This window comes from Brevundimonas sp. AC546 (genome assembly GCF_979258305.1).
Map to the genome: position 1 here is coordinate 2,105,200 of NZ_OZ409849.1, position 25,398 is coordinate 2,130,597.

General features: G+C 67.4%; 25 protein-coding genes. 11 read left to right on the forward strand and 14 right to left on the reverse strand.

The annotated features are described in order from the left end of the window. Positions 1–870, reverse strand: coding sequence for a foldase protein PrsA (locus ACZZZD_RS10400; protein WP_463434823.1), 870 nt, complete (start codon positions 868–870; stop codon positions 1–3). A 287-nt stretch (positions 871–1,157) separates the two neighbouring features. Between ACZZZD_RS10400 and secA the strand changes: the two genes are divergently transcribed. Continuing rightward, entirely contained in the window at positions 1,158–4,007 is a 2,850-nt protein-coding gene (secA, locus tag ACZZZD_RS10405; RefSeq protein ID WP_463434824.1) for a preprotein translocase subunit SecA, read from the forward strand. A 91-nt stretch (positions 4,008–4,098) separates the two neighbouring features. Beyond that, a complete protein-coding gene (locus tag ACZZZD_RS10410; protein ID WP_463434825.1) occupies positions 4,099–5,259 on the forward strand; it encodes an aminotransferase class V-fold PLP-dependent enzyme in 1,161 nt (386 codons plus the stop codon). Here ACZZZD_RS10410 and ACZZZD_RS10415 read toward each other — a convergent pair whose 3' ends face one another. Next, positions 5,260–6,162: a hypothetical protein gene (locus ACZZZD_RS10415; protein ID WP_463434827.1), complete on the reverse strand. Its 903-nt coding sequence runs from the start codon at positions 6,160–6,162 to the stop codon at positions 5,260–5,262. Between the two features lie 433 nt (positions 6,163–6,595). Here ACZZZD_RS10415 and ACZZZD_RS10420 point away from each other — a divergent pair, with 433 nt between their 5' ends. Continuing rightward, a complete protein-coding gene (locus ACZZZD_RS10420) occupies positions 6,596–11,455 on the forward strand; it encodes an NAD-glutamate dehydrogenase (RefSeq protein WP_463434828.1) in 4,860 nt (1,619 codons plus the stop codon). Between the two features lie 78 nt (positions 11,456–11,533). Continuing rightward, positions 11,534–12,001: a universal stress protein gene (locus tag ACZZZD_RS10425; protein ID WP_463434829.1), complete on the forward strand. Its 468-nt coding sequence runs from the start codon at positions 11,534–11,536 to the stop codon at positions 11,999–12,001. Positions 12,002–12,011: 10 nt separating this feature from the next. On the opposite strand, the gene ACZZZD_RS10430 is transcribed toward ACZZZD_RS10425, so the two are convergent. Next, on the reverse strand, positions 12,012–13,136 hold the full coding sequence (locus ACZZZD_RS10430) for an MltA domain-containing protein (RefSeq protein WP_463434831.1): 1,125 nt from the start codon (positions 13,134–13,136) through the stop codon (positions 12,012–12,014). Next, positions 13,136–13,774, reverse strand: coding sequence for a TIM44-related membrane protein TimA (gene timA / locus ACZZZD_RS10435; RefSeq protein WP_463436120.1), 639 nt, complete (start codon positions 13,772–13,774; stop codon positions 13,136–13,138). The genes ACZZZD_RS10430 and timA overlap by 1 nt, the downstream gene beginning before the upstream one ends. A 137-nt stretch (positions 13,775–13,911) precedes the next feature. Here timA and secB point away from each other — a divergent pair, with 137 nt between their 5' ends. From secB to ACZZZD_RS10450, 3 genes are all read left to right on the forward strand, one after another. After that, the gene (secB, locus tag ACZZZD_RS10440; protein ID WP_463434832.1) at positions 13,912–14,484 is read left to right on the forward strand and encodes a protein-export chaperone SecB; all 573 of its coding nucleotides are present in this window, start codon (positions 13,912–13,914) and stop codon (positions 14,482–14,484) included. A gap of 79 nt (positions 14,485–14,563) precedes the next feature. Continuing rightward, positions 14,564–15,094 (forward strand): hypothetical protein, encoded by a 531-nt coding sequence (locus ACZZZD_RS10445; RefSeq protein ID WP_463434834.1) that lies wholly within the window; start codon positions 14,564–14,566, stop codon positions 15,092–15,094. 95 nt (positions 15,095–15,189) lie between these two features. Beyond that, positions 15,190–15,414, forward strand: a complete 225-nt coding sequence (locus ACZZZD_RS10450) for a hypothetical protein (RefSeq protein WP_463434836.1) — start codon at positions 15,190–15,192, stop codon at positions 15,412–15,414. 184 nt (positions 15,415–15,598) lie between these two features. Here ACZZZD_RS10450 and ACZZZD_RS10455 read toward each other — a convergent pair whose 3' ends face one another. From ACZZZD_RS10455 to coaBC, 3 genes are all read right to left on the reverse strand, one after another. Next, a complete protein-coding gene (locus ACZZZD_RS10455; RefSeq protein ID WP_463434838.1) occupies positions 15,599–16,393 on the reverse strand; it encodes a DUF4019 domain-containing protein in 795 nt (264 codons plus the stop codon). 73 nt (positions 16,394–16,466) lie between these two features. Next, positions 16,467–16,922 carry a dUTP diphosphatase gene (gene dut / locus ACZZZD_RS10460; protein WP_463434840.1) on the reverse strand — a complete coding sequence of 152 codons (456 nt, stop codon included), beginning with the start codon at positions 16,920–16,922 and terminating at the stop codon, positions 16,467–16,469. Continuing rightward, positions 16,919–18,148: a bifunctional phosphopantothenoylcysteine decarboxylase/phosphopantothenate--cysteine ligase CoaBC gene (gene coaBC / locus ACZZZD_RS10465; protein ID WP_463434841.1), complete on the reverse strand. Its 1,230-nt coding sequence runs from the start codon at positions 18,146–18,148 to the stop codon at positions 16,919–16,921. The genes dut and coaBC overlap by 4 nt, the downstream gene beginning before the upstream one ends. 102 nt (positions 18,149–18,250) lie before the next feature. Here coaBC and ACZZZD_RS10470 point away from each other — a divergent pair, with 102 nt between their 5' ends. Together ACZZZD_RS10470 and ACZZZD_RS10475 are read left to right on the forward strand one after the other, a co-directional pair. Next, on the forward strand, positions 18,251–18,763 hold the full coding sequence (locus ACZZZD_RS10470) for an S-type pyocin family protein (RefSeq protein ID WP_463434842.1): 513 nt from the start codon (positions 18,251–18,253) through the stop codon (positions 18,761–18,763). A gap of 35 nt (positions 18,764–18,798) precedes the next feature. After that, positions 18,799–19,653, forward strand: coding sequence for a haloacid dehalogenase-like hydrolase (locus tag ACZZZD_RS10475; RefSeq protein ID WP_463434843.1), 855 nt, complete (start codon positions 18,799–18,801; stop codon positions 19,651–19,653). Here the strand turns inward: ACZZZD_RS10475 and ACZZZD_RS10480 are convergent. The 3 genes from ACZZZD_RS10480 to ACZZZD_RS10490 are packed head-to-tail and all read right to left on the reverse strand — an operon-like array spanning position 19,650 to position 21,182. Continuing rightward, positions 19,650–19,997, reverse strand: coding sequence for a PilZ domain-containing protein (locus tag ACZZZD_RS10480; protein ID WP_463434844.1), 348 nt, complete (start codon positions 19,995–19,997; stop codon positions 19,650–19,652). The genes ACZZZD_RS10475 and ACZZZD_RS10480 overlap by 4 nt on opposite strands. Then, positions 19,994–20,860 carry a kinase gene (locus ACZZZD_RS10485; protein ID WP_463434845.1) on the reverse strand — a complete coding sequence of 289 codons (867 nt, stop codon included), beginning with the start codon at positions 20,858–20,860 and terminating at the stop codon, positions 19,994–19,996. Before ACZZZD_RS10485 ends, ACZZZD_RS10480 begins: the two co-directional genes overlap by 4 nt. Before the next feature lies 1 nt (position 20,861). Further along, positions 20,862–21,182, reverse strand: a complete 321-nt coding sequence (locus ACZZZD_RS10490; protein ID WP_135194274.1) for a 2Fe-2S iron-sulfur cluster-binding protein — start codon at positions 21,180–21,182, stop codon at positions 20,862–20,864. Positions 21,183–21,269: 87 nt separating this feature from the next. Here ACZZZD_RS10490 and ACZZZD_RS10495 point away from each other — a divergent pair, with 87 nt between their 5' ends. Both ACZZZD_RS10495 and ACZZZD_RS10500 read left to right on the forward strand, forming a co-directional pair. Continuing rightward, the gene (locus ACZZZD_RS10495) at positions 21,270–21,491 is read left to right on the forward strand and encodes a hypothetical protein (protein WP_463434846.1); all 222 of its coding nucleotides are present in this window, start codon (positions 21,270–21,272) and stop codon (positions 21,489–21,491) included. Then, positions 21,488–21,865, forward strand: a complete 378-nt coding sequence (locus ACZZZD_RS10500) for a PIN domain-containing protein (protein ID WP_463434848.1) — start codon at positions 21,488–21,490, stop codon at positions 21,863–21,865. The genes ACZZZD_RS10495 and ACZZZD_RS10500 overlap by 4 nt, the downstream gene beginning before the upstream one ends. A 45-nt stretch (positions 21,866–21,910) precedes the next feature. On the opposite strand, the gene ACZZZD_RS10505 is transcribed toward ACZZZD_RS10500, so the two are convergent. Genes ACZZZD_RS10505 through sdhC form a run of 4 tightly spaced genes read right to left on the reverse strand, consistent with a single transcriptional unit; the run spans position 21,911 to position 25,367 of the window. Beyond that, positions 21,911–22,708 (reverse strand): succinate dehydrogenase iron-sulfur subunit, encoded by a 798-nt coding sequence (locus tag ACZZZD_RS10505; protein WP_463434849.1) that lies wholly within the window; start codon positions 22,706–22,708, stop codon positions 21,911–21,913. 1 nt (position 22,709) lies between these two features. Then, a complete protein-coding gene (gene sdhA, locus ACZZZD_RS10510; RefSeq protein ID WP_463434850.1) occupies positions 22,710–24,494 on the reverse strand; it encodes a succinate dehydrogenase flavoprotein subunit in 1,785 nt (594 codons plus the stop codon). Positions 24,495–24,501: 7 nt separating this feature from the next. Then, complete coding sequence (gene sdhD / locus ACZZZD_RS10515; RefSeq protein ID WP_463434852.1) at positions 24,502–24,906, reverse strand: succinate dehydrogenase, hydrophobic membrane anchor protein; 405 nt, start codon at positions 24,904–24,906, stop codon at positions 24,502–24,504. Next, a complete protein-coding gene (sdhC, locus tag ACZZZD_RS10520; RefSeq protein WP_463434854.1) occupies positions 24,903–25,367 on the reverse strand; it encodes a succinate dehydrogenase, cytochrome b556 subunit in 465 nt (154 codons plus the stop codon). Before sdhC ends, sdhD begins: the two co-directional genes overlap by 4 nt. Between the last annotated feature and the right edge of the window lie 31 nt (positions 25,368–25,398).

A 25,398-nucleotide genomic window follows, 5' to 3' on the forward strand; every position in this document is an offset into this window, starting at 1 on the left:
TCAGGCGGCCGGTGCGGGAGACGGGGTGGACGACGGAGCCGGCGCGGAGGCGACGGGCGGCGACTGCGCCGGCAGGCGCACATCGACCTCAGCCTTGCCGCGCAACTGTTCCAGCAACTGCCGCACGCCTTCATAGGTCAGATAGCGCACGATCTGCGGCCGGGCCTGCTCCAGCGTCGGCGGGTTTTCCTTGCGCCGATCCTCGACCCGCAGCACGGCCCAGCCGCCCTCGGTCTGGAAAGGCCCGACGGTCGAACCGGCCGGCTTGTCGCGCAGGGCGTCGGCATAGGCTTGCGGCATGACGTCCAGCGTCGAATAGCCCAGGTCGCCGCCCGAGAACCGCGTCGCCTCGTCCACCGACCGCTCCGCCGCCACCGCCTCGAACCCGGCGCCCTGGCCCAGGATGCCGATCACGGCGTCGGCCTCGGGCTTGGTGCGCGAAAGGATCAGGCGCACCCGGATCTCCTCAGAGGTCTTCGCCAGCCGCAATTGCTCATTGTACAGGGTCTGCACCGCCTGATCGGACACGGCCTTGTTGACCACGCTCTCGACCAGCATGTCGCCAAGTATACGCTCGCGGGTCGCCTCCAGCCGCCGTTGCGCCAGGGGCGAGGAATCCAGGTGGCGGCGTTGCGCCTCGCCGGCCAGCAGTTTCTGGTCGATCACCTCGTCCAGCACGCGACGGAAAAGATCCGAGGTCGCATCCAGCGCCTCGCCCTCGCCGATCAACCCCTGAGCCACCGCCTCGCGCTTCACGTCCGACGCCCATATGGTCTCGTCTTGCACCGTCGCCACGGCCTGATCGCCCTGCTCGGGCGGCCGGTCGTCGCCGGATCGCGAACAGGCGGCCGTCGAAAGGACTGCGGTCAAAAGCGCCGTCGTCAGGATGCTGGAAGGTCGCCGGAATGGGGTCAAGAGGGCGCTCCGTCGAAGGCGGCCGAAAGCCCCTCGCGTTGACAGGGGTTAGGCCGGTGCTTAAGTCCCGCCTGCGCCCAAGTCGAGGGGTTTTGATCGTCTGCGCGGCCCTTCGCGCGCGCCTGTTGCGGCGCTCCGGGGCCGTCACCGGTTCGGGCCTCTCTCGCGGCGTCCGTATCGCCGCCCCTCACGGGATTTCAGAGCCGCTCCTCTAATGACGCTCGACCTTTACCGGATCTGACATGCTCGGCTTCGCCAAGAAACTTTTCGGCTCTTCCAACGACCGCAAGGTCAAGGCCTTCCAGGACCACGCCCAGCGCATCAATGCGCTGGAGCCCAAGTTCGCCGCCCTGTCCGACGACGAACTACGGATGATGACCGACGCCTTCCGGGATCGTCTGGCCAACGGCGACACGCTGGAGAAGATCCTGCCCGAGGCCTTCGCCGTGGTTCGCGAGGCCTCCAAGCGGGTGCTGGGCCAACGTCAGTACGACGTCCAGCTGGCCGGCGGCATGATCCTGAACGAAGGCGGCATCGCCGAGATGCGGACCGGCGAGGGCAAGACCCTGGTCGCCGTCGCCCCTGTCTATCTGAACGCCTTGCCCGGCAAGGGCGTCCACGTCATCACCGTGAACGACTACCTGGCCCGCCGCGACGCCGAGACGATGGGCAAGGTCTATCGCTTCCTGGGCCTCGAGGTCGGCGTCATCGTCAACGGCCTCAGCCAGGGGCAGCGCCAGCAGGCCTACAACGCCGACGTCACCTACGGCACCAACAACGAGTTCGGCTTCGACTATCTGCGCGACAACCTGGTCTATGACCGGCGCGAGATGGTGCAGCGTCCGCACAACTTCGCCATCGTCGATGAAGTCGACTCCATCCTGATCGACGAGGCGCGCACGCCCCTGATCATCTCGGGTCCGACCGAAGATCGTTCGGACCTCTACAAGGTGCTCGACGGCCTGATCAAGGAACTGATCAAGGACAAGGATGCGTTCGAGCTCGACGAGAAGCAGAAGCAGGTTCTGCTGACGGAGCTCGGCTCCGAGCGGATCGAAGAGGCGCTGGAAAGCGGCGGGCATTTCGCCGCCGACACCACGGGCCTCTATGACGCCGCCAATATCAGCCTGGTCCACCACGCCAACCAGGCCCTGCGCGCCAACACCCTGTATCAGCGCGACAAGGACTATATCATCAAAGACGGCGAGATCGTTCTGATCGACGAGTTCACCGGCCGCATGATGACCGGACGCCGCCTGTCCGAAGGCCTGCACCAGGCCATCGAGGCCAAGGAAGACGTCAAGATCCAGCCCGAGAACCAGACCCTGGCCTCGGTGACGATCCAGAACTATTTCCGCCTCTACGAAAAGCTGTCGGGCATGACTGGCACGGCCGCGACCGAGGCGCAGGAGTTCGGCGACATCTACAAGATGGACGTGCTGGAGGTGCCGACCAACCGCCCGATCCAGCGCAAGGACTTCGACGACGAGGTCTATCGGACCCACGACGAGAAGAACCAGTCCATCGCCAAACAGATCGCTGAATGCCACCTGGCGGGTCAACCCATCCTGGTCGGCACCGTGTCGATCGAGCGTTCGGAACAGTTGTCGGACCTGCTGAGCCGCTACGAATACAAGGTCGAGGTCTCGCGCGCGCTGAAGCCGGAATATGCAGGCAAGGCCAAGGAAGCCGAGAAGATCGGCGACGCCGCCTACGACATTCAATACGAGACCAAGCTGCGCGGCATTCCGCACAGCGTCCTGAACGCGCGACAGCATGAGCAGGAAGCCTATATCGTCGCTGACGCCGGTCTGCCGGGCGTGGTGACCATCGCCACCAACATGGCTGGCCGCGGCACCGACATTCAACTCGGGGGCAACCTCGAGATGAAGATGCAGAAGTGGATGCTCGAACAGCGCAACATGGCGGTCGAGGTCACCCACGAGATGGAGGTCGCCAAGGAAGCCGAGTTCAAGGCCGAGATCGCCGTCCAGAAGAAGATTGCCCTGGACGCCGGCGGCCTGTTCGTTCTGGGCACCGAGCGTCACGAGAGCCGCCGTATCGACAACCAGCTGCGCGGCCGCACCGGTCGTCAGGGCGACCCCGGCACATCGAAGTTCTACCTGTCCTGCGAGGACGACCTGTTGCGCATCTTCGCTGGCGATCGGCTGGACTCGATCATGAAGACCTTCGGCGTGGCCGAGGGCGAGGCCATCACCCACCCCTGGCTGAACCGCGCCATCGAGACCGCCCAGAAGCGCGTCGAGACCCGCAACTACGACATCCGCAAGAACCTGCTGAAATACGACGACGTCGTGAACGATCAGCGCAAGGCCGTGTTCGAGCAGCGCCAGGAGTTCATGGACTCCGAGGACCTGTCGGAACTGGTCGGCGATTTCCGCCGCGACGTGGTCTCCGATCTGGTCGAACGCTACATGCCGCCCAAGGCCTATGCCGAACAGTGGGACATCGACGGTCTGGACGAGAAGGTCCGCTCGACCCTGGGTCTGGAGCTGCCGCTGCACGACTGGGCCGCCGAGGAAGGCGTGTCGAACGAGGAGATCGAGGACCGGCTGCTGGCGGCCGCCGACGCCCGTGCGGCCGAACGCCTGGAGCAGATCGGCGCTGACCAGACGCGCGGCCTCGAAAAGCAGTTCATGCTGCAGATGATCGACATGCAGTGGCGCGAGCACCTGGTCCACCTGGACCATCTGCGCGGCGTCATCGGCCTGCGCGGCTATGGCCAGCGCGACCCGCTGAACGAATACAAGACCGAGGCCTTCTCCCTGTTCGAGAGCCTGCTTTACGATCTGCGCCACAACGTCACCCGGTGGTTGATGACGGTCGAGTTCCGCTTCCAGGCCCCGCCCGAACTTCCCGAGTTCCAGGAAATCCACCTGAACCCCGGCACCGGCGAGAACGAGATGGCCAATCCGTCGGCCCAGAACCCGGAAGGCACGCTGATCGGCGACGACCGCTCCAAACTGCCGATCGAGATGCTGCCGCCCGGCTGGGAAATGACCGGCCGCAACTCCCCCTGCCCCTGCGGCTCGGGCCGCAAGTTCAAACACTGCCACGGGGCGCTCGTTTAGAGGCACGCTACGCGCGGCGCTATCGCTCGCCGCGCGGCGGCTCGCTGCTTGAGCGCTTGGCGCGACGTCGGTTAGGCCGGTAAGAAAAGGGATGACTTACAAGTCCCTCTTCTCCCGCGCCCTGTCGGCAGCCCCGGAGCGGCTGCATTTCGCGGCGCACAGCCATCACCTGTGGCCCGAAGCCAGTTTCGAGGCGCAGCAGCAGGCTTGGCTGGACGCCAATCTGCACGCCGACCACAAGTGGGATCTGGTCTTCGGCCAGGTGATCCCCGAGGCTCAGGCCCATGTCGCGGCCGAGCTTGGTCTGCCTTCGCCGGACAGCATCGTCTTCTCGTCCAACACCCACGACTTCCTACTGCGCCTGTTCTCGGGTGTGGAGACGACGCCGGTTCGCATCCTGGCGACGGACGGCGAGTTCCATTCCTTCCGCCGCCAGGCCGAGCGGTGGGAAGAAATCGGTGAGGCGGTGGTCACCCGCGTTCCCCTCGCCCCCTTCGACACCTTCGCCGACCGCTTCGTCGCCGAGGCGGCCAAGGGCGGTTACGACTGGATCGTGGTCAGTCAGGTCTTCTTCCGCACCGGGGGGCTGTTCGACCGGATCCAGGATCTCGCCGCCCTGGCCCGGCCCGAAGGGCCCTGGGTGCTGATCGACGGCTATCACGGCTTCATGGCGACCCCGACCGACCTGTCGGCGGTGGCGGACCGGGTCTTCTATGTCGCCGGCGGCTACAAATACGCCATGGCGGGCGAGGGGGCCTGTTTCCTGCACGCCCCGCCCGGCTTTTGTCCGCGCCCCGTGGTGACCGGCTGGTTCGCGGAGTTCGGCGATCTGTCGGGACCGCCCGGCGGGGTTCAATATCGCAGCGACGGCGGCCGTTTCTGGGGGGCGACCTTCGACTGTTCGGCGCTTTATCGATTTAACGCCGCGCGGCGGATGCTTGAGGAGCAGGGTCTGACCACCGCCGCCGTCGCCGCCCACGCTCGCGATCTGGCAGACCGCTTCCAGGCGGCGGTACAGGACGGTCGCGCCGGGGTTCTGGGCCAGGCCGAAATTCTCAATCCGGTGGGCGGCGACGCACCGCGCGCCCGTTTCCTGGCCCTGCGCCATCCCGACGCGCAGGCCTGGTGCGCCGGTCTTCGCCAGGCGGACGTGGTCACCGATGTGCGCGACGACGTGATCCGCTTCGGCTTCGGCCTGTATCAGGACGCCGAGGACGTCGATCGCCTGATCGCCGCCTGCCGCACCCTCTGATCAATAGAAGGTCGTGTCGTCCTGCTTGGTCGGGGCCGGCGCTGCGCGCGGCGGAGTGGTCGGCCGGTTCGGTCGAGACGGCGCGGCGGGCTGGGCCTGAGGCGATCCCGGCGTCGGCGTCGTGTTCGCATCCGGCGCATCGACCGGCGGGATGGCCGGAAGCGCCGGATAGGGCATGGCGGGCGCCTCGCCTTGCGGCGTTGGAACCCCGGTCTCGTCCTCGGGCGGCGCAATGTCGCCCTGCGTCTCGCCCAGCCGATCCGGCGCCCCGACATCGTCACGGATGAAGGCCCAGGCGCGGCGGTCGGTGCAGCCGCACGCCTTCAGGAAGCCGTTCTGATCGCGCCACAGGATCAGCGGATAGCTGATCTTAACCCCGGACTCCTTCAGCAGCCGGCTCAGCCGTTCGTCGAACTGGCGTGTCCCCTCGACGATGAATGTGCGCGTCAAATTACCGTCGGCCTGGGGCAGGCCGGCTGCGGTCCAGCTGTTCGCCGGGGTGGCCATCCAGCGTTCGTACAAAGACCAGTCGCGCGTCAGCCACAGTTCGGCGACCGTCGCGCGCTCCGCCGCCGTCGATTGCGCCGCGCCCTCCAGATCGGGGCGGGCGAACAGGATGAAGCGGGTCTCGATCCCCGCCGCCTTCAGCTTGGCGACCTCGTCGCGTTCGTAGCGATGGGCCGAAGCGCTGTCGCGATAGGTGACGATATAGAGGGGCTGCCCGCCGCTTCCGTCCGACACCCACGACGCTTCGTCCAGCAACTGCTGCACCTCGGCCTGGTTGCGGCTGATCGTGACCGGCTGGAACCGGGAATAGAAGTTCCAATAAGCCCAGTATCCCGCGCCCGCGAGCAACAGGCCGACAACGGCCGCCACGATGGACCCTATAAGAAAGCGACGCATATGATCGGGTGCTCCAGCTTCACCGTTGACCCCTCACAACGCATAGCATCGAAATCCGTTGTCCATGCCAGTGGTCGGCCCCGGACAGAGGCCAAAATGTCGCTAAGAATCGCCGAGGTTCGCTCTTGAACGGCGAAACGGGCTTCCCATTTCTGTCTCGACGCTGCGGGACACCCCCCTCCGAACCGCAGCGAAGCGAAGCCGGCGCCCTCCCTCCCCTCCAGGCGCAGCTCGCGCAGGCCGCCGGACTCCCCCAGTCCGGCGGCTTTCTGCTTTGTGGCGGTGCACAATAATTCCAACCTGATCACTGATCATTACAAGGATCGGTCGCCAGGGGCTTCCCGAGCGACCGGACCTGGCCTAGTCAGCGGGGTGGCGCCGCGTCGCGCCGCATTTCTTGCGGCCCTGCCGCGTTGTTCGAGACTGCTCGTCCATGACCGCCCCCGATCTGCGCCAAACCTCCGTTCAGCCGATCACCAAGGCCGCGCTGGAGGCGGCCTTCGCCAAGATCGTTGGGACCGGGCCCGGTGCAGTCGAGCAGGCCTATCTGACCCAGGCGCACGAAGACTATGCCGCCGACGAGACGCCTGAGCTGAGCGGCGAGGATCTGGCCGCCCTGCTCGCCGCCTCCTGGACCGCCGCCAAAACCTATCCGAACGACGCCGCGGCGCCCGCCATCACCGTCGGCCCGCTGCAGGGCGCGGACGGCAAGGCGCTCGACTACGATCTGGTCCGCATCGTCCAGGCGGACGCCCCCTTCCTGGTGGACAGCGTCATGGGCGCTCTGGCCGAGGCCGGGGTCTCGGTGCGCGCCCTGTTCCACCCGGTGGTGGAGCTGGACGGCCGTCGCCTGTCGATCATCATGCTGGTCATCGACAGCGTGCCGCAGGAGCGTCGCGACGTCTTGGGCGAGGGCCTGGCCCAGAGCCTGTCCGACGTCCACGCCGCCGTCGCCGACCACGAGGCCATGACGGCCCTGATGCGCCAGGCCGTGCAGCGGCTGGAGGCGACCCCGCCGTCGGTCGATCCCGCCGTGCTGGCCGAGAACATCGCCTTCCTCAAATGGCTGAAGAGCGACCATTTCGTCTTTCTGGGCGCGCGCGACTACGACTATCCGCTGAACGCCGACGGCGACTATGAGGCCGAGGCGCCCCTGGGCCAGTCCACCGACGGCCTGGGCATTCTGGCCGACCCGGAACGCACCGTGCTGCGCCGCGCGTCCGAGCCGGCGGTCCTGACGCGTCAGATGCGCCGCCAGCTGGACCTCAGCGAGCCTGTGACAGTGGCCAAGGCCAACGCCCGCTCGCGCGTGCATCGCCGCGCCTACATGGACTATGTCGGGGTCAAGCGTTACGGCCCGGACGGCAAGGCGACGGGCGAGACCCGTTTCGTCGGCCTGTTCACATCGGAAGCCTATGACCAGCTGGCGACCGAAGTGCCGCTGCTGCGTCGCAAGGTGGCGAACGCCCTGGCGCGCGCCGACAAGGCGCCGGGCAGCCACAACGAAAAACGCCTCAAGAATATCCTCGAGAATTACCCGCGCGACGAACTGTTCCAGATCAGCGAGGACGAGCTGCTGTCCATCGCCCTGGGCATCCTTCACCTCTACGACCGTCCGCGCATCCGCCTGTTCTCGCGCCAGGATCCCTTCGATCGTTTCGTTTCGGTCCTGTGTTTCGTCCCGCGCGAGAAGTTTGATTCCGCCGTGCGCGAACGTATCGGCCAGATCGTCGCCCGGGCCTGGGGCGGCCGGATCTCGGCCTGGTATCCGCAACTGTCGGACGCGCCCCTGGTGCGGATCCACTATATCATCGGTGTCGAGCCCGGCGCCCACCCCATCCCCGACGCCGCTCAGTTGGAGGCCGATGTCGCCGAGGCCGGTCGCGGCTGGATCGATCGTTTCGAAGGCGCCCTGCGTCGCTCGGGCGTCGAGGAAGTCGCTGTCGGACCGCTGAGCGCTCAATGGGCCCGCGCCTTCGGGACCGCCTATCGCGACCGCTATGACGCCGATGAGGCCGCGATCGATCTGCAATATGTGAACCGGCTGAACGAGACCGGTCTGCCCGGCGAAGGCAAGGCGGTCGCCGTGCGCGCCTTCCGCACCGACGACGACAGCCGCCTGCAGTTCCGATTCAAACTCTATCGTCGCGGTCCGGCCGTGCCGCTGTCCGACGTTCTGCCGATCCTGGCGGACATGGGCCTGAAGACGCTGGAAGAGTACGGCTATCCGATCCGGCCGACAGGCGAGACCGAGATACACGTCCACGAGTTCCTGATGGAGGATCCGCGCGGCGAGGCGCTGATCTTCGACGACGTGAAGGGGCCGTTCGAACAGGCCTTCGCCGCCGTCTGGACCGGCCGCAACGAGAGCGACGGCTTCAACCGCCTGGTGATCGAACTGGGCGTCGAATGGCGCGAGGCCGCCCTGATCCGCACCCTGGCCCACTATCGCCAGCAGACCGGCCTGGATCCGTCGCAGACGGTTCAGGAAGAGGCCCTGCGCGAATATCCCGACGCGGCCCGCGCCCTGCTGTCGCTGTTCAAGGCCAAGTTCGAGCCGACCGGCGGCTCGGCCGACGACCGCGCCCCCGCCGTCGCCGAGCTGGACGCCAAGATCGTCGCCCTGCTTCAGGACGTGAAGAGCCTGGATCACGACCGGGCGCTACGCCGTATCGCTGCCCTGATCGGCGCGATCAAGCGCACCAACTATTTCCAGCTGAACGCCGACGGCGAGCCCAAGCCGCATATCGCGATCAAGATCGCCTCGCGCGAGCTTGAAGACCTGCCCCTGCCCAAACCCTATCGCGAGATCTTCGTCTGGGCGCCCCACGTCGAAGGCGTTCACCTGCGCTTCGGCCCGGTCGCGCGTGGCGGTCTGCGATGGTCGGACCGTCGCGACGACTTCCGCACCGAGGTGCTGGGCCTGGTCAAGGCGCAGCAGGTCAAGAACGCCGTCATCGTGCCGGTCGGCTCCAAGGGCGGCTTCTATCCCAAGCAACTGCCCCGCACGACGGACCGCGAGGCTATCCAGGGCGAGGCCATCCGCGCCTATCGCACCTTCCTGTCCGGCCTTCTGGACATCACCGACAATATCGCCGCCGACGGTTCGGTGACCCATCCGGCCAATGTGGTCGCGTGGGAGGGTGACGACCCCTATCTGGTCGTGGCGGCTGACAAGGGCACGGCGACCTTCTCCGACATCGCCAACGGCGTTTCGGCCTCCTACGGCTTCTGGCTGGGCGACGCCTTCGCCAGCGGCGGCTCCATCGGCTACGATCACAAGGCCATGGGCATCACGGCGCGCGGCGCCTGGGAGGCGGTCAAACGCCACTTCCGCGAGATGGGCAAGGACATCCAGACCCAGCCTTTCACCATGGTCGGCGTCGGCGACATGTCGGGCGACGTCTTCGGCAATGGCGCCCTTCTGTCCAAGGCGACGCGTCTGGTCGCCGCCTTCGATCACCGCGACATCTTCATTGATCCGAGCCCGGATCATGTGACGAGCTGGACCGAACGCAAGCGCCTGTTCGACCTGCCCCGCTCGTCCTGGCAGGACTACGACAAGGCCCTGATCTCGGAAGGCGGCGGCGTCTTCTCGCGCTCGGCCAAGTCGATCCAGCTGACGCCCCAGATCAAGGCGGCGCTGGACGTGACCGACGACGTGCTGGACCCTGTCAGCCTGATTCGCGCCATCCTCAAGGCGCCGGCCGAGCTTCTGTATCTGGGCGGCATCGGCACCTATGTGAAATCGGCCGCCGAGACCGACGCCCAGGTCGGCGACAAGGGCACCGACGCCCTGCGGATCAATGCCGACGAACTGCGGGTCAAGGTGGTGGGCGAGGGCGCCAATCTGGGCTTCACTCAAGCGGGTCGCATCGGATTCGGACAGGCCGGCGGCCGGATGAACACCGACGCCATCGACAACTCCGCCGGGGTCGACACGTCCGACCACGAGGTCAACATCAAGATCCTGGTCGGCTCGGCCGTCACCAACGGCGAACTGCCGGTCGAGCAGCGTCCGGCCCTGCTGGCCTCCATGACCGACGAGGTGGGCCTCAAGGTGCTGGCCCACAACTACGACCAGACCCTGGCCCTGACCCTGCAACAGGCCGAAGGCGTCGGCGCTCTGGACGCCCAGCAGCGGTTCATGCAGGCCCTGTCGGCGCGCGGCAAGCTGGACCGCAAGGTCGAGGGTTTGCCCAACGACCTCCGCGTCAAGGAGTTGATGGCCGCCGGCGTTCCGCTGGCGCGGCCCGAGCTGGCGGTCCTGATGGCCTATGCCAAGCTGGAGCTGTCGGACGACATCGTCGCCTCGCAGGCGCCAGAGGATCCCTTCTTCGAACAGATCCTGGTCCGCTACTTCCCCGACGCCCTCGCCCGGTTCGAGCCGGAGATGAAGAGCCACCGGCTGCGGCGCGAGATCATCGCCACCGTCATGGCCAACGAAGTCGTCAACATGTGCGGCCCGACCTTCCCCGACCGCCTGCGCGGTTCGGCGGAATGCGACACCACCGCCCTGATCATCGCCTTCGAGGCCGCGCGCCGCGTCTTCCGCCTGGACCAGGCCTGGGACGCCGTCTCGGCCCTGGACCTGAAGATTTCGGCCGAGGCCCAGACGGCCCTCTATCAGGAGATCGCCGTCGTCCTGCGCCGCCAGACCTTCTGGCTGGCCCGTCGCGCCAAGGGCGGCGTATCGGTGCAGGCCCTGATCGACCGTTATCGCCCGATCGCCGACGCCCTTCAGGCCGAGGGCTCGCTGGTCCTGTCGCGCTTCGAACAGGAACGTCTGGACGCGCGGGTCAAGAAGTTCGCCGATCACGGCGCGCCCGAGGACCTGACCCGCAGCATCGCCATCATGCGTCCGCTGGTCGCCGCCTCCGACATCGGGGATTTGGCGCAGGAAGCGAACTGGCCTGTCGCGGCCATGGCGCGCCTGTATCACCAGGTCGGGGCCGCCTTCGACTTCGACCGTTTGCGCGCCGCCGCCGGCTCCATTCCGTCTGCGGATCATTTCGATCGCCTGGCCGTCCGTCGCCTGATTGAGGATCTGATGAACGAGCAGGCGACCCTGACCCGCGCCGTCGCCCGCGCCTCCGATCCGTCGGTGGGCGTCAGCGAAGATGCGGCCGAGGGCGCCGTGGACGCGTGGATCGGCTCCAAACAGGCGGCGGTCGAAGGCGTGCGCGCCTCGGTGGACGAGATCGAACAGTCCGGCGCGGGCTGGACCTTCGCCAAACTGACCATCGCCAACGCCACGATCCGCGACCTGGCGACGGCGGCGGTGAACGGATAGGGCGGGAACGTCTTCGGCGCTTGACGAAGCGGGCGTCTCACGGCCTCTTCATTCGTTAATCTGGCTGGGGAGGCCGCCATGCCGAGAAAATTCCTCGTCGTCGTCGACGACAGCCCCGAGTTCGAGGCCGCCCTGCGGTTCGCCTCGCGCCGGGCGAAATCGACGGGCGGGCGCGTGGTCATGCTGCGCGTCCTACCCACCGACAGCGACGCTCACTGGTCGGGCGTGCGCGAAGAGATCGAACGCCAGCAGCGCGAGGAGGCGGAAATCCTGCTGAACCGGCTAGGCGAAGACGCCATGGCCCGTTCTGGCGCCGCCGCGATCTTTTTGATCGAACGCGGCGAGGCCCAGGCCGCGATCAAGAAGGTCGTCGCGGCGGATCCCGACATCAAGATCCTGGTCCTGGCGGCGGGAACCGGCTCGCGCGGCCCCGGCCCGCTGGTATCGGCCATCATCAAACAAGGCGCTCAGCTGGGCGGTCGAAAACTGCCCGTCACCATCGTTCCTGGCGAACTGACCGAGGAAGAGATCGAGGACCTGGCCTGAGGGGCGGGGACTAACCCTTCGGGACCAGCCGCCACATCCTTAAAGGATGGCGCACGGTCCCGGCCTCGGCCCCGGCCGCGTCGCCGCGCCCCATATAGAGGTCGGCCCGCACAGACCCGCGAATGGCCGATCCCGTGTCCAGCGCCATGGCCAGGCCGCGATAGCTGGCCGTGGCGCCGCGCAGATTACCGCCGTCGGCCTCCAGCCAGACCAGCTCGCCATAGCGCCAGTGCGCCGGATCGACGGCGATGGCGCGCCGCTCGGTCAGGGGAATCCCCGCTGCGCCCGCCGGATGACCGTCGTCGTCCCCATCCAGACGGAAGAAGATGTAGCGCGGGTTCAAGGCCATGACGGCCTGCGCCTCATAGCCCCGGTGATCGGCCAGCCAGCCCCGGATCGCATCGCCCGAGGTGCCGTTCTGCGGCAGCAGACCCTGCTGGGCCATCGGCCGGGCGATGCCGACGAAGGGCTTGCCGTTATCGGCGGCATAGGCGGCACGGCCGCGCGTCCCGTCCTCGAAGGTCAGATAGCCCGAACCCTGGATCTGCAGGAAGAACAGGTCCTCGGCCCGCATCCAGGCCAGGGCCTGTTCGGGGCGGGCGCTGGATTCGATATAGGCGCGGTCGCCGGCGCCGCGCGGATTGGCGGGCTTGGGCAGGACAGGGGCGGTGAACACGGCGTCCGGCCGACGTCGCGCGGGATACTCGGGTGCGAAATAGGAGGTCAGCAGGCCGGGACGACCGTCGGCCGTGGTCGCCGGAACCGCGCTGAAACTGGCCTCGAAGAAGGCGCGGGCGTCGGACGGGGTGACGGTGGTGGTCGTCGCCATCGCCTTGGCGCGCCCGCACACGGCGCGCGACGCCGTGTCACGCGCCGCGCCGCATCCGTCCAGATAGGCGCGGAAGGCCGCCAGATGGTCTTCTTCACTCCAGCCCGGCAGGACGGCGGGGCTGAGCGCGTTGGACGGCGTGGGCTGGGGAACGGTCGTCGGTGACGGCGTATAGGGGACGGGCCCCGTCTGCGGTCCGGTTGAACCCGTCGCGCCCGGCGTCATCGGCCCGGTGGAGCAGGCGCCGACGGCCAGCAGGCTCGCCAGCATCAGCGACCAGCCGCCCGACCGGCCTAGCACCGACATCAGGCGTTGGCCGGCTCGACGCGCGCCAGGACCCAGTTCGGATCGGCCGCGCCCAGGGTGCGCTCGAACGTCCAATGCTCGGCCGTGCGGCGCTCTTCCACCAGCGGCTCGCCGGTTTCGGAATCGGCGGTTTCGCCCGAGGCCTTGGTCACGCGGCTGCGCAGTTCGCCCAGGAACCGCACCTTGGCCACGGCCCGGTCGCCTTCGGCCACGGCGCCTTCCAGATCGGCGCGAGGCGGGAACAGGAACTCGACGGTTTCGGTCTCGCCGCGCGTCTCGCGCGCCGCGATGCCGGCCTCGAACGACGCAAAGACGTTCGGCTTCAACAGCGGCTTCAGCGCGGCGCGGTCGCCGGCGGCGTATCCGCGCACGATGGTCTCATAGGCCTGACGCGCGCCGTCCAGGAACCGCGCCGGATCAAATGCCGGGTCGCGCGCCTTCAGGGTGGCGATGGAGGCCAGGGTCGCGGGGTCGATGGCCGGGATCTTGGCGGTCTCGGCCGGCGCCGGGCCGGGCAGGACGGCCTTGGCGTCTTCCTGCGGCTGGCGGCCGACCCGCTTGCCCAGGACGTTATAGAGCTGGAACAGCACGAAGGCGGCGATGAAGGCGAAGACGACGACCTGGAACTGGACAGGTATGTTCAAGGGGAGATTCCTGTAGCGAACGACGGACGCGTCAAACGTATGTCTGGCGTGATTACGGTGTCATATAGGGCGAGGCAAGGCGAAGCGCGCCCCCCAATCGCGCGCGCGACGTTGCGGCCAAGCGTCCCGGCATGGTAGTCGCGGCGCCTCATTCCGGCCTCATCGGCCTCAAACTGCGCCAAAGACCGTTCCATGACCGACGTCGCCCCCCCGCCGAACAGCCCCAGCAAGGCGAGGCCCAACAGGGCCAGCCTGCCGGCCCCGGCTTCCGCATCCTGGCCCAGTACGTCCGCGACTTCTCGTTCGAGAACCCGCGCGCCCCGGAATCCCTGCGTATCGACGGCAAGCCGGCCATCGACCTCGGCGTCGAAATGGCCGCCCAGGGTCGCCCGGACGGCCTGTTCGAGCTGGACCTGAAGCTGTCGATCAAGGCCACCCACGAGAACCAGCCCGTCTTCCACGTCGAACTGGTCTATGGCGGCCTGTTCCAGCTGGCCAACGTCCAGGAGCAGGACATCGAGCCGCTGCTGCTGATCGAATGCCCGCGCTACCTGTTCCCGTTCGCGCGCGAGATCATCTCGGGCGCCACGGCCGACGGCGGCTTCTATCCCCCGTTCCAGCTCGACCCCATCGACTTCGCCGCCATCTACATCGCCCGCCAGCAGCAGATCGCCCAACAGCCGGTCGAGACCGGCCAGGCGTAAGGACTGCCCCGGACGTTTCCGGCTTGACGAAACGTCCCCCAGGCGGACGAACTGAGGCTTCGAACAACCGGAGCTGATCATGCTGTTGACCGCCTTGATTGCGGGGTTCGTCGTTCAGGCGGCCCCGCAACCGCCCCATCCGGCCACGCCTCAGCAGGTCTCCGGCCGCCGATCCAGCTATGTGCAGGGCACGCTGAACGTCGCTGCGGGCGAGCGGGCCATCCTGCGCCGCAACGCCGACGGGACCTATGATCTGACGCGGGTCGACCGGATCCAGGTCGCAGACGTCCTGCCGCCCGCCCAGGGTTCGCGCGATCCGCTCAACACGGCCGAGCCGGGCACGATCCGCTTCGCCCTGCACGCCCGCCAGGACGTGGGGTCGCTGCTCAAGGTCGAGAACAGCCAGGACCAGGGGCTGAAATACGCCGGCTTCGTCGTCCGCTACGCCGGCGGCCGCGCCCAGCCGCCCGCACCGACCTCGGTCTGCACCGTACCCGCAGGCATGGCCAACTTCGAACACTGGCCCGAGCCGGTCGTTCAGGTCGTCATCGGCGGTCTGGAACGCTCCGACGACGCGACGCCGGTCTGCCCGCCCCACGTCGAAGGCTGAGGCCGACCGCTTCTTCGAGAATCGCCGGTCTTTAACACATGTGAAGGACACGCCTGCCCGGCCGCGCCATCAATGGCCTTCTTTGGGAGGTCGAAATGCCTGTCAAACTGTCCGAACTTCGCGAACGGGGCCGCGGCCGGGTCATCGAGCCCATGTCGCACGGTTTCGTCGTGGTGCGCGCGACCTCGGCTGATCGGGACGCCTTCAACGCCTTCGTCCGCCAGGTCATCGACGCCTCGACCGACAAATATGTCGCCCTGCCCGTGACCGACGGCGCCTTCGGCTACGACCGGGTGGTGGTCCTGCCGCTGGAGGGGTGAGGGAGCGTAGGGGGGCGCCTCATCTGATCGCGAGCCGCTTCCCCATCCCTCAAATCGTCATCCCAAGGCCTGTCCCTGGGATCCAAACTCCCGGTGTCCAACGGTGGCGCGTCTTGCAGATCCGCCGGGAGTCTGGATCCTCGCCACAAGGGCGAGGATGACCGCATCCGGGGAGGGGCCGCCCTCAGCGAATGAAGTACCCGATCACGCGCCAGGTCTCGCCTTCACGCGCCAGAGTGACGGTTTCAACGGAAGCGGGCTTGTCACGAAAGGCTGTCCGGTACTGGATGATCTGATAGTCGCCGACAGGAAGCCCCGGCAGAATGGTCGCCGGGGTCGTGCTGCTCTGGGTGCGCGAGACAAGGGGACCGACGGATTCACGCACCGATCGGACCGTGGACGCCCAATCGGCCTCGGTCACTTGGGCCTTGAAAAAGCTCCCCGCCGTGCTCCAGCTGTCGGCCCACTGTTGTCGGTCCACAAGGCCGACCCAGATCAGGGCCGCTTCTTCGCCTGGTCTGGCCGCCGCAACCGTCGCGGCCGGGACGGTTGCGGCCTGGCCTGTCGGCGACACGATGGGGGGCGCAGGGGCGACAGCGGCCTGGGTGAAAATGAGGGCGGCGACGGCGAGCGACAGCATCACGAGGAGTCCTCCAATGATCCACCGTCCCGAACCCGGGCCGCGGCGGCTTTGCGATGGCGCGACCTCTGTCACGCTCTCCGTCGGCGCGTCCTCCCCGAAATCCTTGTATCCAAGAATTTTGGGCCGGTCCGAGCGCTCCGCGACGGCCAGTCTCCGGGCGGCCGCACGGCTGCTGGTCAGACCCAACTTGCGCCGGGCGGATCGCAGCCGCTCGTTGACTGTGTGGACAGACAAGCCCAGATGGCGTGCGACGGACTTGGCGTCATGGCCGTTGGCCAGCAGGCGCAACGCCTCCTTCTCCCGCTCGTTCAGGACCCGAAGCGCCTCTTCCATCATGCCCTCATCTCTAGGGTCAGAGCCTAGGCGACCGTCGGTTGTTTCGCCACCCTGCTTGATGCGTGGCCGCGTCTCAACGCCCCGTCGATCCGAACCCGCCGGTCCCCCGCGCGGTGTCGTCCAGCGTCTCGACCTCGACCCAGTCCGCGCGTTCGTGCTTGGCGATCACCAGCTGGGCGATACGTTCGCCCCGGCGGATAACGAAGGGTTCCGCGCCGATGTTGGCCAGGATCACCCCGCACTCGCCGCGATAGTCGCTGTCGATGGTGCCCGGCGCATTCGGGCAGATGATGCCGTGCTTCAAAGCGAGACCCGAGCGCGCCCGCACCTGGGCCTCGTAACCCAGCGGCAAGGCGATCTTCACCCCTGTGGGCACCAGCGCCCGCTGGCCCGGCGCCAGGGTCATCGGCTGGTCTTCCGGCACGGCCGCGCGCAGGTCCATGCCCGCCGAACCGGCCGTCTCATAGGCCGGCAGGGGCAGGCCCTCGGAATGCGGCAGGCGCAGGATCTGGATGGCGGTCTCGGTCATTGGGCACTCTTGAAATGGTCGGCGATACGGGCGGCGACGGCTCGGGCGATGGCGGTCTTGGACTGGCGCGGCCAGGTCTCGGTCCGGTCGGCCGTGACCAGCAGCACGGCGTTGCCGTCTGAGCCGAACACGTCGTCGGACACGTCGTTGCCGATGATCCAGTCACAACCCTTCCTCGACAGCTTGGTCCGCGCATTGGCTTCCAGGTTCGTGGTCTCGGCGGCGAAGCCGATGACCAGGGCCGGCCGGTTCGGTCCCGGCGCGGCGACGCCCGCCAGGATATCGGGGTTCTCGATCAGGGCCAGGGTCGGCGGGCCGCCCGGTCCCTTCTTGATCTTGCCGCCGGCGATGGTGTCCACGCGCCAGTCGGCGACGGCGGCCGACAGCACGGCGATGTCGGCGGGCAGGGCCGCACGCGTCGCCGCCTGCATCTCCAGCGCGCTCTCCACGTCGATCCGCGTCACGCCCGTCGGCGCCCCCAGCGCCGTCGGCCCGGACACCAGCGTCACCTCTGCGCCCAGTTCGGCCAGAGCCGCCGCGATGGCGTAGCCCTGTTTGCCGCTGGAGCGGTTGGTCAGGCCTCGCACCGGGTCGATGGGCTCGAACGTCGGCCCGGCGGTGACCACGGCCCTGCGACCTGCCAGCGGCCGTCCGCCCGCCCCGGCCAGCAGGCCCTCGATGGCCTCCAGGATCGCCGTCGGTTCCGCCATCCGGCCAAAGCCATATTCACCGCAGGCCATCTCGCCCTCGTCCGGCCCGACCACCGCCACGCCGTGGAAGCCGGGAAAGGCCTTCAGCCGTTCCATATTGGTCTGGACCGCCGGATGCTCCCACATCCGCACATTCATCGCCGGCGCCAGCAGCACCCGCTTGTCCGTGGCGATCAGGGTGGTCGAGGCCAGGTCGTCGGCCAAGCCGTTCGCCGCCTTGGCGATCAACCCCGCCGTCGCCGGCGCCACGACCACCAGGTCGGCCCAGCGCGACAGCTCGATATGGCCCATGCTGGTCTCGTCGTCGGGATGGAACAGGCCCGAGCGCACCGGATGGCCGCTCAGCGCCGCCAGCGACAGGGGCGTCACGAACTCGGCCCCGGATTCGGTCAGGATCACCCGCGTCTGTCCGCCCGCCTTGGCGATCAGCCGCACCAGCTCCAGCGCCTTGTAGGCCGCTATGCCGCCGCCGACGATCAGCAAGATCTTGCGGTTCGAGAGGGAGCGATTGTCCATGATCCTCGTCTAGCCGCCCCGCGTGACGCCGTCGAGACGAGAACATTGCACGAACAATAAAGTTGTGCTTTCGTCGCGCCCAGCGGGTATCTGGAGGGAAGAATGAGAACGCTGACGAGGGGAGGGGCCGCGCTGGTCCTGTGCGGACTGCTGGGGCTTAGCGCCTGCGACAACAGTTCGGCGGTGGAGACGCGGGACCGAACGGCGGCGGCCGAGCCGGTAGCCTTGACGTCCATGGCGACGAGCGGGGAGGACGCCGCGACGCCGCAGGAGAAACCGGTCCTGACCGCCAACCGGCGCGAGACCGTCGATGCGAAGATCACCCGTCTCTACGACCGAAATGGCGCCGACTTCGGCGCAGGCTCGGCCGAGGATTATCTGGACAAGGTCACGGCCTTCACCACCAAGCCGCCCAGCGACGCGGAAACGGTGAAACGGCCCAACGGCGACACCCTGATCTATCAGGCCTCGACCAACACCTTCGCCGTGGTGGCCCGCAACGGCGCGCCGCGCACCATGTTCAAGCCGACGACGGGCGCGGACTATTGGGCCGAGCAGAAGGCCGCCGCCCCCACCTTCGGCCAGCGTCGCCAATCGACGGGCGCGGCGGGCTGATATAGAGGGCGGGTTCCACCAAGGATCTCGCCCTCATGTCCGAACCCAAGACCCCGCTGCTGAAGACCGCCCTGATCTATGATTTCGACGGCACCCTGGCGCGCGGCAACATGCAGGAGGTGTCGTTCATTCCCTCCGTCGGCATGGGCATCGGCGCCTTCTGGGAAGAGGCGGAGCGCCTGACCAAGGACGCCGATGGCGACGGCATCCTGATGTACATGCAGCTGATGCTGCATCACGCGCGCCAGAACGGCGCCCCGGTGACGCGCGAGACCCTGCGCCAGCACGGCGAGGCCGTGGCCCTGTTCGAGGGTCTGAAGGATCTCAGCTGGTTCGACCGGATGAACGCCTTCGGCGCCAAATACGGGCTGGAGATCGAGCACTACATCATCTCGGCCGGGCTGGAAGAGATGATCGACGGCACGCCGATCCGCCCCGCCCTGAACCACGTCTTCGCCTCCCACTATGTCTATGACGACAAGGGCGAGGCGGCCTGGCCGGCGGTCGGCGTCAACTACACCACCAAGACCCAATATCTGTTCCGCATCAACAAAGGGGTGAAGAACCACTGGGAGCATGAGCGGATCAACCACTTCATCCCTGACGACGAGCGCGCAGTGCCGTTCGACCGGATGATCTTCATCGGCGATGGCGACACCGACGTGCCGACCATGAAGATGATGCACACCAAGGGCGGCTTCTCCATCGCCGTCTATGATCCGCGCTCGAACGAGAAGGACCAGAAGAAGGTCTATTCGCTGATCTCGGAAGACCGGGTCAACTTCGTCGCCGCCGCCGACTACCGCGAGGGTTCGGCGCTCGACCTGATCGTCAAGGGTCTGGTGGGCCGGATCGCCATCAACGCCGGCTCCATGCCCGCCGGGCTCTAGCGGCCCCCAGCTCTCAGCCAGGCCTCACGCGCCCCGACCAGACGGGCGGGCGCCAGGCCGCGTAGGGATTTGGCGCCGGTCTGTCTCAGCCCCGCCTCGTTCGTCCTCTGCCACACGACGGTCGCGGGATAGGCCACGGCTTGCGCGACATCGACCACCACCACCTCGCGCGGCAGGGCGGCGCCCCGGTCCATCCGCACCTTCATCCCGCCGTCCGACAGATCCACGATCAGACACGCCGTCTCCAAGCCGGGCGCACAGACGACGCCGCGCGCATTGGCCGGTCGACGGGCCGCCGACCGTCTGTCTTCCGTGGCGGCGGGTTTGGATCCAAACAGGCTCATGGCTGGATAACGCGCGAGGCCGCCTCCGGCGCCACGGCCGCCGTCGCCGCGAGGAAATCCCCGCCCTTCAGGCCCACGACCCGGCGATCCCGGTCCAGATCGACGATCAGGTCGGCGGCCACGCCGCCTTCGATCATATGCCGGGTCAGCCGCTCATAGTGCTGGACGAAGACCGCCAGGGCCGCGCGCCGCTCCGGCGGCACGGCGTCGCGCTTCATCAGCCCCGCCTCCTGTTCGCAGCGCCAGTCCAGAACGACATCGAACGACGGCGCCTTCAGAAACACCAAAGCGTCCAGCCCCGCGCGCAACTGCGCATAATCTCGCGCCAGGGCCGCGTTGATCGCGCCCCGCCACAGGCCGTCGGCATCCTGCTCGGCTTCCAGCCCATTGATCGGCGCGACCAAAGCCATCGCTACCTGCGCCGTCGCCCCCAGGCACCACCCCTCCAGCACGATCACCCTCGGCCGCCCCTTCACGACGATCCAGTCCGCCTCGGGCGCGCGGTCGTCGGCCAGCTTGTCGAACCGGGGCAGCAGCGTCAGGTCGTCCGGCCCGGCGCGCCCCAGCCGGTACAACAGCCGATGCAGCAAACCCAGGTCATGCGTCCCCGGCGGCCCACGCGTGGCGAACAGCGGATGCACACGCACCGCCAGGTCCATCCGTTCCGCCTTGGTCAGATAGACATCGTCCAGCGACACCGTCGCCCCGCCGAACCGCTCGGCGACCTCATGCGCCAAGGTGGATTTTCCAGACCCTTGCGACCCCGCGATCCCCAGGATCGGCGGCGGTCCGGCAGGGTCGGCCTCTTTGATCCAGCGGCCGATCCAGAGGCCGATCCTGTCGATCAGCCCCGTCTCGCCCATCTCAGTGCTGGTTCTGCGGCAACCGCACCACTAGGCCGCTCAAGGCGTCCGAAACGCGGATCTGGCATGACAGCCGGCTGTTCGGCTCGACCTCTTCGGCGAAGTCCAACATCGACTCCTCCATGGCGCTGGGCTTGCCTGTCGCTTCGCGCCAGGCCTCATCGACATAGACATGGCAGGTGGCGCAGGCGCAGGCCCCGCCGCAGTCCGCGTCGATGCCCGGTACATTGTTGCGGATCGCGCCTTCCATCACGGAAAGCCCCGGCTTCACGTCGACGACGTGCTCGGTTCCGTCATGCTCGATATAGGTGATGCTGGCCATGCGCCGCTCATATCAAGCCATGCCGCCCGCGCAAGACCGTAAGTTGGCGCCAGCATCTCGGTATGGCATTATCGACCCATGAACGACATGCGAAAGATCACCGCCATCCTGCCAGCCCGCCTCCTGGCGGCGGCTCAGGATGCGACGGGCCAGGGTGTGACGGAAACCCTGCGTCGGGCGCTCGAAACCCTGGCGCATTCGGACTGGAGCCGTCGCATGCTGGCCTTGGAAGGGCGCGCGCCGTTGGACGTCGATCTCGACGACCTGCGCCAGGATCGGACATTGGACGGATCGGATCGCACGGTTTGATCGCCGCCGACACCAACGCGGTCCTGCATTTCCTGCACGGCTTCGACGGACCGGCGCGACTCGCAGTTCGCCGCGCCCTTCGTGACGAGAGACTGGTGCTGCCGCCCCTGGTCCTGACGGAACTGCTGTCGGCCCCGTCGCCCGAAAGCGATCTCGACGCCCTGCTGGGCGCGGCGCCCCTCGTGCCGGTGATCGACGGCTATTGGGAGAGGGCGGCGCTCAATCGCCGCGCGCTTGCGATGCGCGGCCTCAAGGCGCGGTTGGCCGACGCCCTGATCGCCCAGTCCTGCATCGATGCGGGTATCCCGTTGATCTCCGGCGATTCCGACTTTCGTCATTTCGCCGCCCACTGCGGGCTCAAGCTGGCCGACTAGAGGACAACAAAAAACCCCCGAAGCGGCGCTTCGGGGGTTTCTAAGTCAGGCCGCTTGTTTTTTGCGGCTCGGCGCGACCATCAGCTTCTTGGTCTCGGCGATGGCCTTGGCCGGATTCAGCCCCTTGGGGCAGACCTGGGCGCAGTTCATGATCGTGTGGCAGCGATACAGTTTGAACGGGTCTTCCAGGTCGTCCAGGCGCTTGTCGGTCGCGTCGTCGCGGCTGTCGGAAATCCAGCGATAGGATTGCAGCAGCGCCGCCGGGCCGAGGTATTCTTCCTGGTTCCACCAGTAGCTGGGGCAGGAGGTCGAGCAGCAGGCGCACAGGATGCACTCGTACAGGCCGTCCAGCTTCTCGCGCTCGGCCGGGGTCTGGAGGCGTTCCTTCTCCGGGTCGGGCTCGTCCGACTGCAGATAGGGCTGGATGGAGTCGTACTGGGCGTAGAACAGGCTCAGGTCCGTCACCAGGTCCTTGACCACCGGCTGGTGGGGCAGGGGGGCGATGGTGATGTTGTGCGAGGCGCACTCGTCCCAGCCTTTGGTGCAAGCCAGGGCGTTGCGCCCGTCCACGTTCATCGAGCACGAACCGCAGATGCCCTCGCGGCAGGACCGCCGGAACGACAGGGTCGGATCGATGGTGTTCTTGATGTGGATCAGGGCGTCCAGCAGCATCGGGCCGTGGTCGCCGGTCGGCACCTCATAGCTGTCCCAGCGCGGGTCCGCATCGACCTCGGGATCGTAGCGATAGACCTTGTAGGTCTTGACGTCCTTGGAACCCGGCGCGGCCTTGTGGACCTTGCCCGTCGTCGGCTTGGAGCCTCTGGGGAGAGTAAGCTGGACCATCTTAGTAAACCCGCGCCTTCGGTTCGATATACGCGATGTCGTCGGACATGGTGTAGTTGTGGACCGGACGATAATCGATCTGGACCTGCTCGCCCGGACGTTTCCACGCCAGGGTGTGCTTCATCCAGTTGACGTCGTCGCGGTCCGGGAAGTCCTCGCGGGCGTGGGCGCCGCGCGATTCCGTGCGGTTCAGGCCGCCCTCGATGGTGACCATCGCCTGGGCGATCAGGTTGTCGTACTCCAGCGTCTCGATCAGGTCCGTATTCCAGATCAGGCCGCGATCGGTGGTCTTGATGTCGGCGCCGGCCGCCTCGATGGCGCGCAGCTTGTCGGTGCCCTGTTGCAGGGTTTCGCCGGTGCGGAACACCGCTGCATCGGCCTGCATGGCCTTCTGCATCGACAGGCGCAGCTCGGCGGTCGGGGTCGAGCCGTCGGCGAACCGGAAGCGGTCCAGGCGCGCCAGGTGGGCGTCGGTCTGGGCCTTGGAGGCCGACGGCACGGCGGACGCCTTGTCCACCACCTCGCCGCAGCGCAGGCCGACGGCGCGGCCGAACACCACCAGGTCGGTCAGGGAGTTGGAGCCCAGGCGGTTGGCGCCGTGCACCGAGACGCAGGCCGCCTCGCCCACGGCCATCAGGCCGGGCACCACGCTGTCGGGATTGCCGTCGCGCAGCGTCAGAACTTCGCCGTGATAGTTCGTCGGGATGCCGCCCATGTTGTAGTGGACCGTCGGCAGGACCGGGATCGGCTCCTTGGTCACGTCCACGCCGGCGAAGATCTTGGCGCTTTCGGAAATGCCCGGCAGGCGCTGGTGCAGGATCTTGGGATCCAGGTGGTCCAGGTGCAGGTAGATGTGGTCCTTGTTCGGACCCACGCCGCGGCCTTCACGGATTTCGATGGTCATGGAGCGCGAAACCATGTCGCGCGGCGCCAGGTCCTTCACGGTCGGCGCATAACGCTCCATGAAGCGCTCGCCTTCCGAGTTGGTCAGATAGCCGCCCTCGCCCCGCGCGCCCTCTGTGATCAGGCAGCCGGCGCCATAGATGCCGGTCGGGTGGAACTGGACGAACTCCATGTCCTGCAGCGGCAGGCCGGCGCGCAACACCATGGCGTTGCCGTCGCCGGTGCAGGTGTGAGCGCTGGTGGCGCTGAAATAGGCGCGTCCGTATCCGCCGGTCGCCAGAACCACCATCTTGGCGCGGAACTGGTGAAGCTGCCCGTTGTCGAGTTGCAGCGCCGTCACGCCGGTGCAGACGCCGTCCTGCATGATCAGGTCGAGCGCGAAATATTCGACGAAGAACTTCACTTCCCGACGCACCGACTGGCCGTACAGGGTGTGCAGGATGGCGTGGCCAGTGCGGTCGGCGGCGGCGCAGGTGCGCTGCACCGGGCCTTCGCCGAAGTTGCGGGTCATGCCGCCGAAGGCGCGCTGGTAGATCTTGCCTTCTTCGGTGCGCGAGAAGGGCACGCCCCAGTGTTCCAGTTCGTAGACGGCCTTGGGCGCGTTGCGGACCAGATATTCGATCGAGTCCTGATCGCCCAGCCAGTCCGACCCCTTGACGGTGTCGTACATGTGCCACTGCCAGCTGTCCTCGCCCATATTGCCCAGCGAGGCGGAGATGCCGCCCTGGGCGGCGACGGTGTGGGAGCGTGTCGGGAAGACCTTGGTCACGCAGGCGACCTTCAGCCCCTGCTGGGCGGCGCCGAGCGCGGCGCGAAGGCCCGAGCCCCCGGCGCCGACGACGACGACGTCGTATTCGTGATCGATCAGTTCGTAAGCGGCCATCAGTAAATCAGGCTCCGAAACCAGCGGGCAGCGGCGCCGAACCCAGCGCCAGCCGCACGATGAAGAAGACGCTGGCGGCGGCCAGCACGAGGAAGACGATGTTGAGCAGGATCACCAGCAGGCCGCGCGTTCCGGCGCTGGGCACATAGTCTTCCAGGATCACTTTCCAGGCCAGGCTGAGGTAGCCGAAGAACACCACGGCCGTGATCGCCATCAGGGCGGCGTTCAGCGGATTGGCGAACCAGGCCATCGCCGCATCGTAGCCGGCGCCCGCCAGGGTGAAGCCGGTCGAGGCGACCCACAGGCCCAGCGGCAGCAGAGCGACCAGCAGCACGCGCTCGGTCAGCCATTCGCCGGCGCCGTGGCGCTCGGAAACCTTGACGTTGTTCTTGAACTTGGCGGCGCCGCTCACAGCGAGACCCTCCCGATGGCGAACAGGACGACCCAGAACAGCACAGCCAGCGGGACCGGCCCCCACACCGCGATATTGGACAGCAGCGTCGCCGACTTCACCGTCAGGCCGTTGCCGGTGTCGTTATAGGTGTGACGCGCGCCGTTCAGGATGAAGGAGAACAGCACCACCGTCAGGCCGAAGAAGACGAACAAGCCCAGCGGCGAACCGGCCAGCCGCATCGCGCACTCGTAATGTTCCGGTCCGAACGCCAGTGCGCCCAGCCACGCAAGCACGAACAGCACGCCCACGGTGGCGGCGATGATCGTGGCCCGGAACAGGATCGAGGCCGTCATGGTGACGTGCCAGCGCCAGACGCTCATATGGGGCGAAAGCGGCGCGATGTGACCGTTCGGTTGGGTGACGAAACGACCGGTCCGGTCGCTAGAGGCGCCACCCGGCGTCGGGCTGGGCTGGGTCATGCGAATGGTTCTCAAAAGCGAATGAATTCAA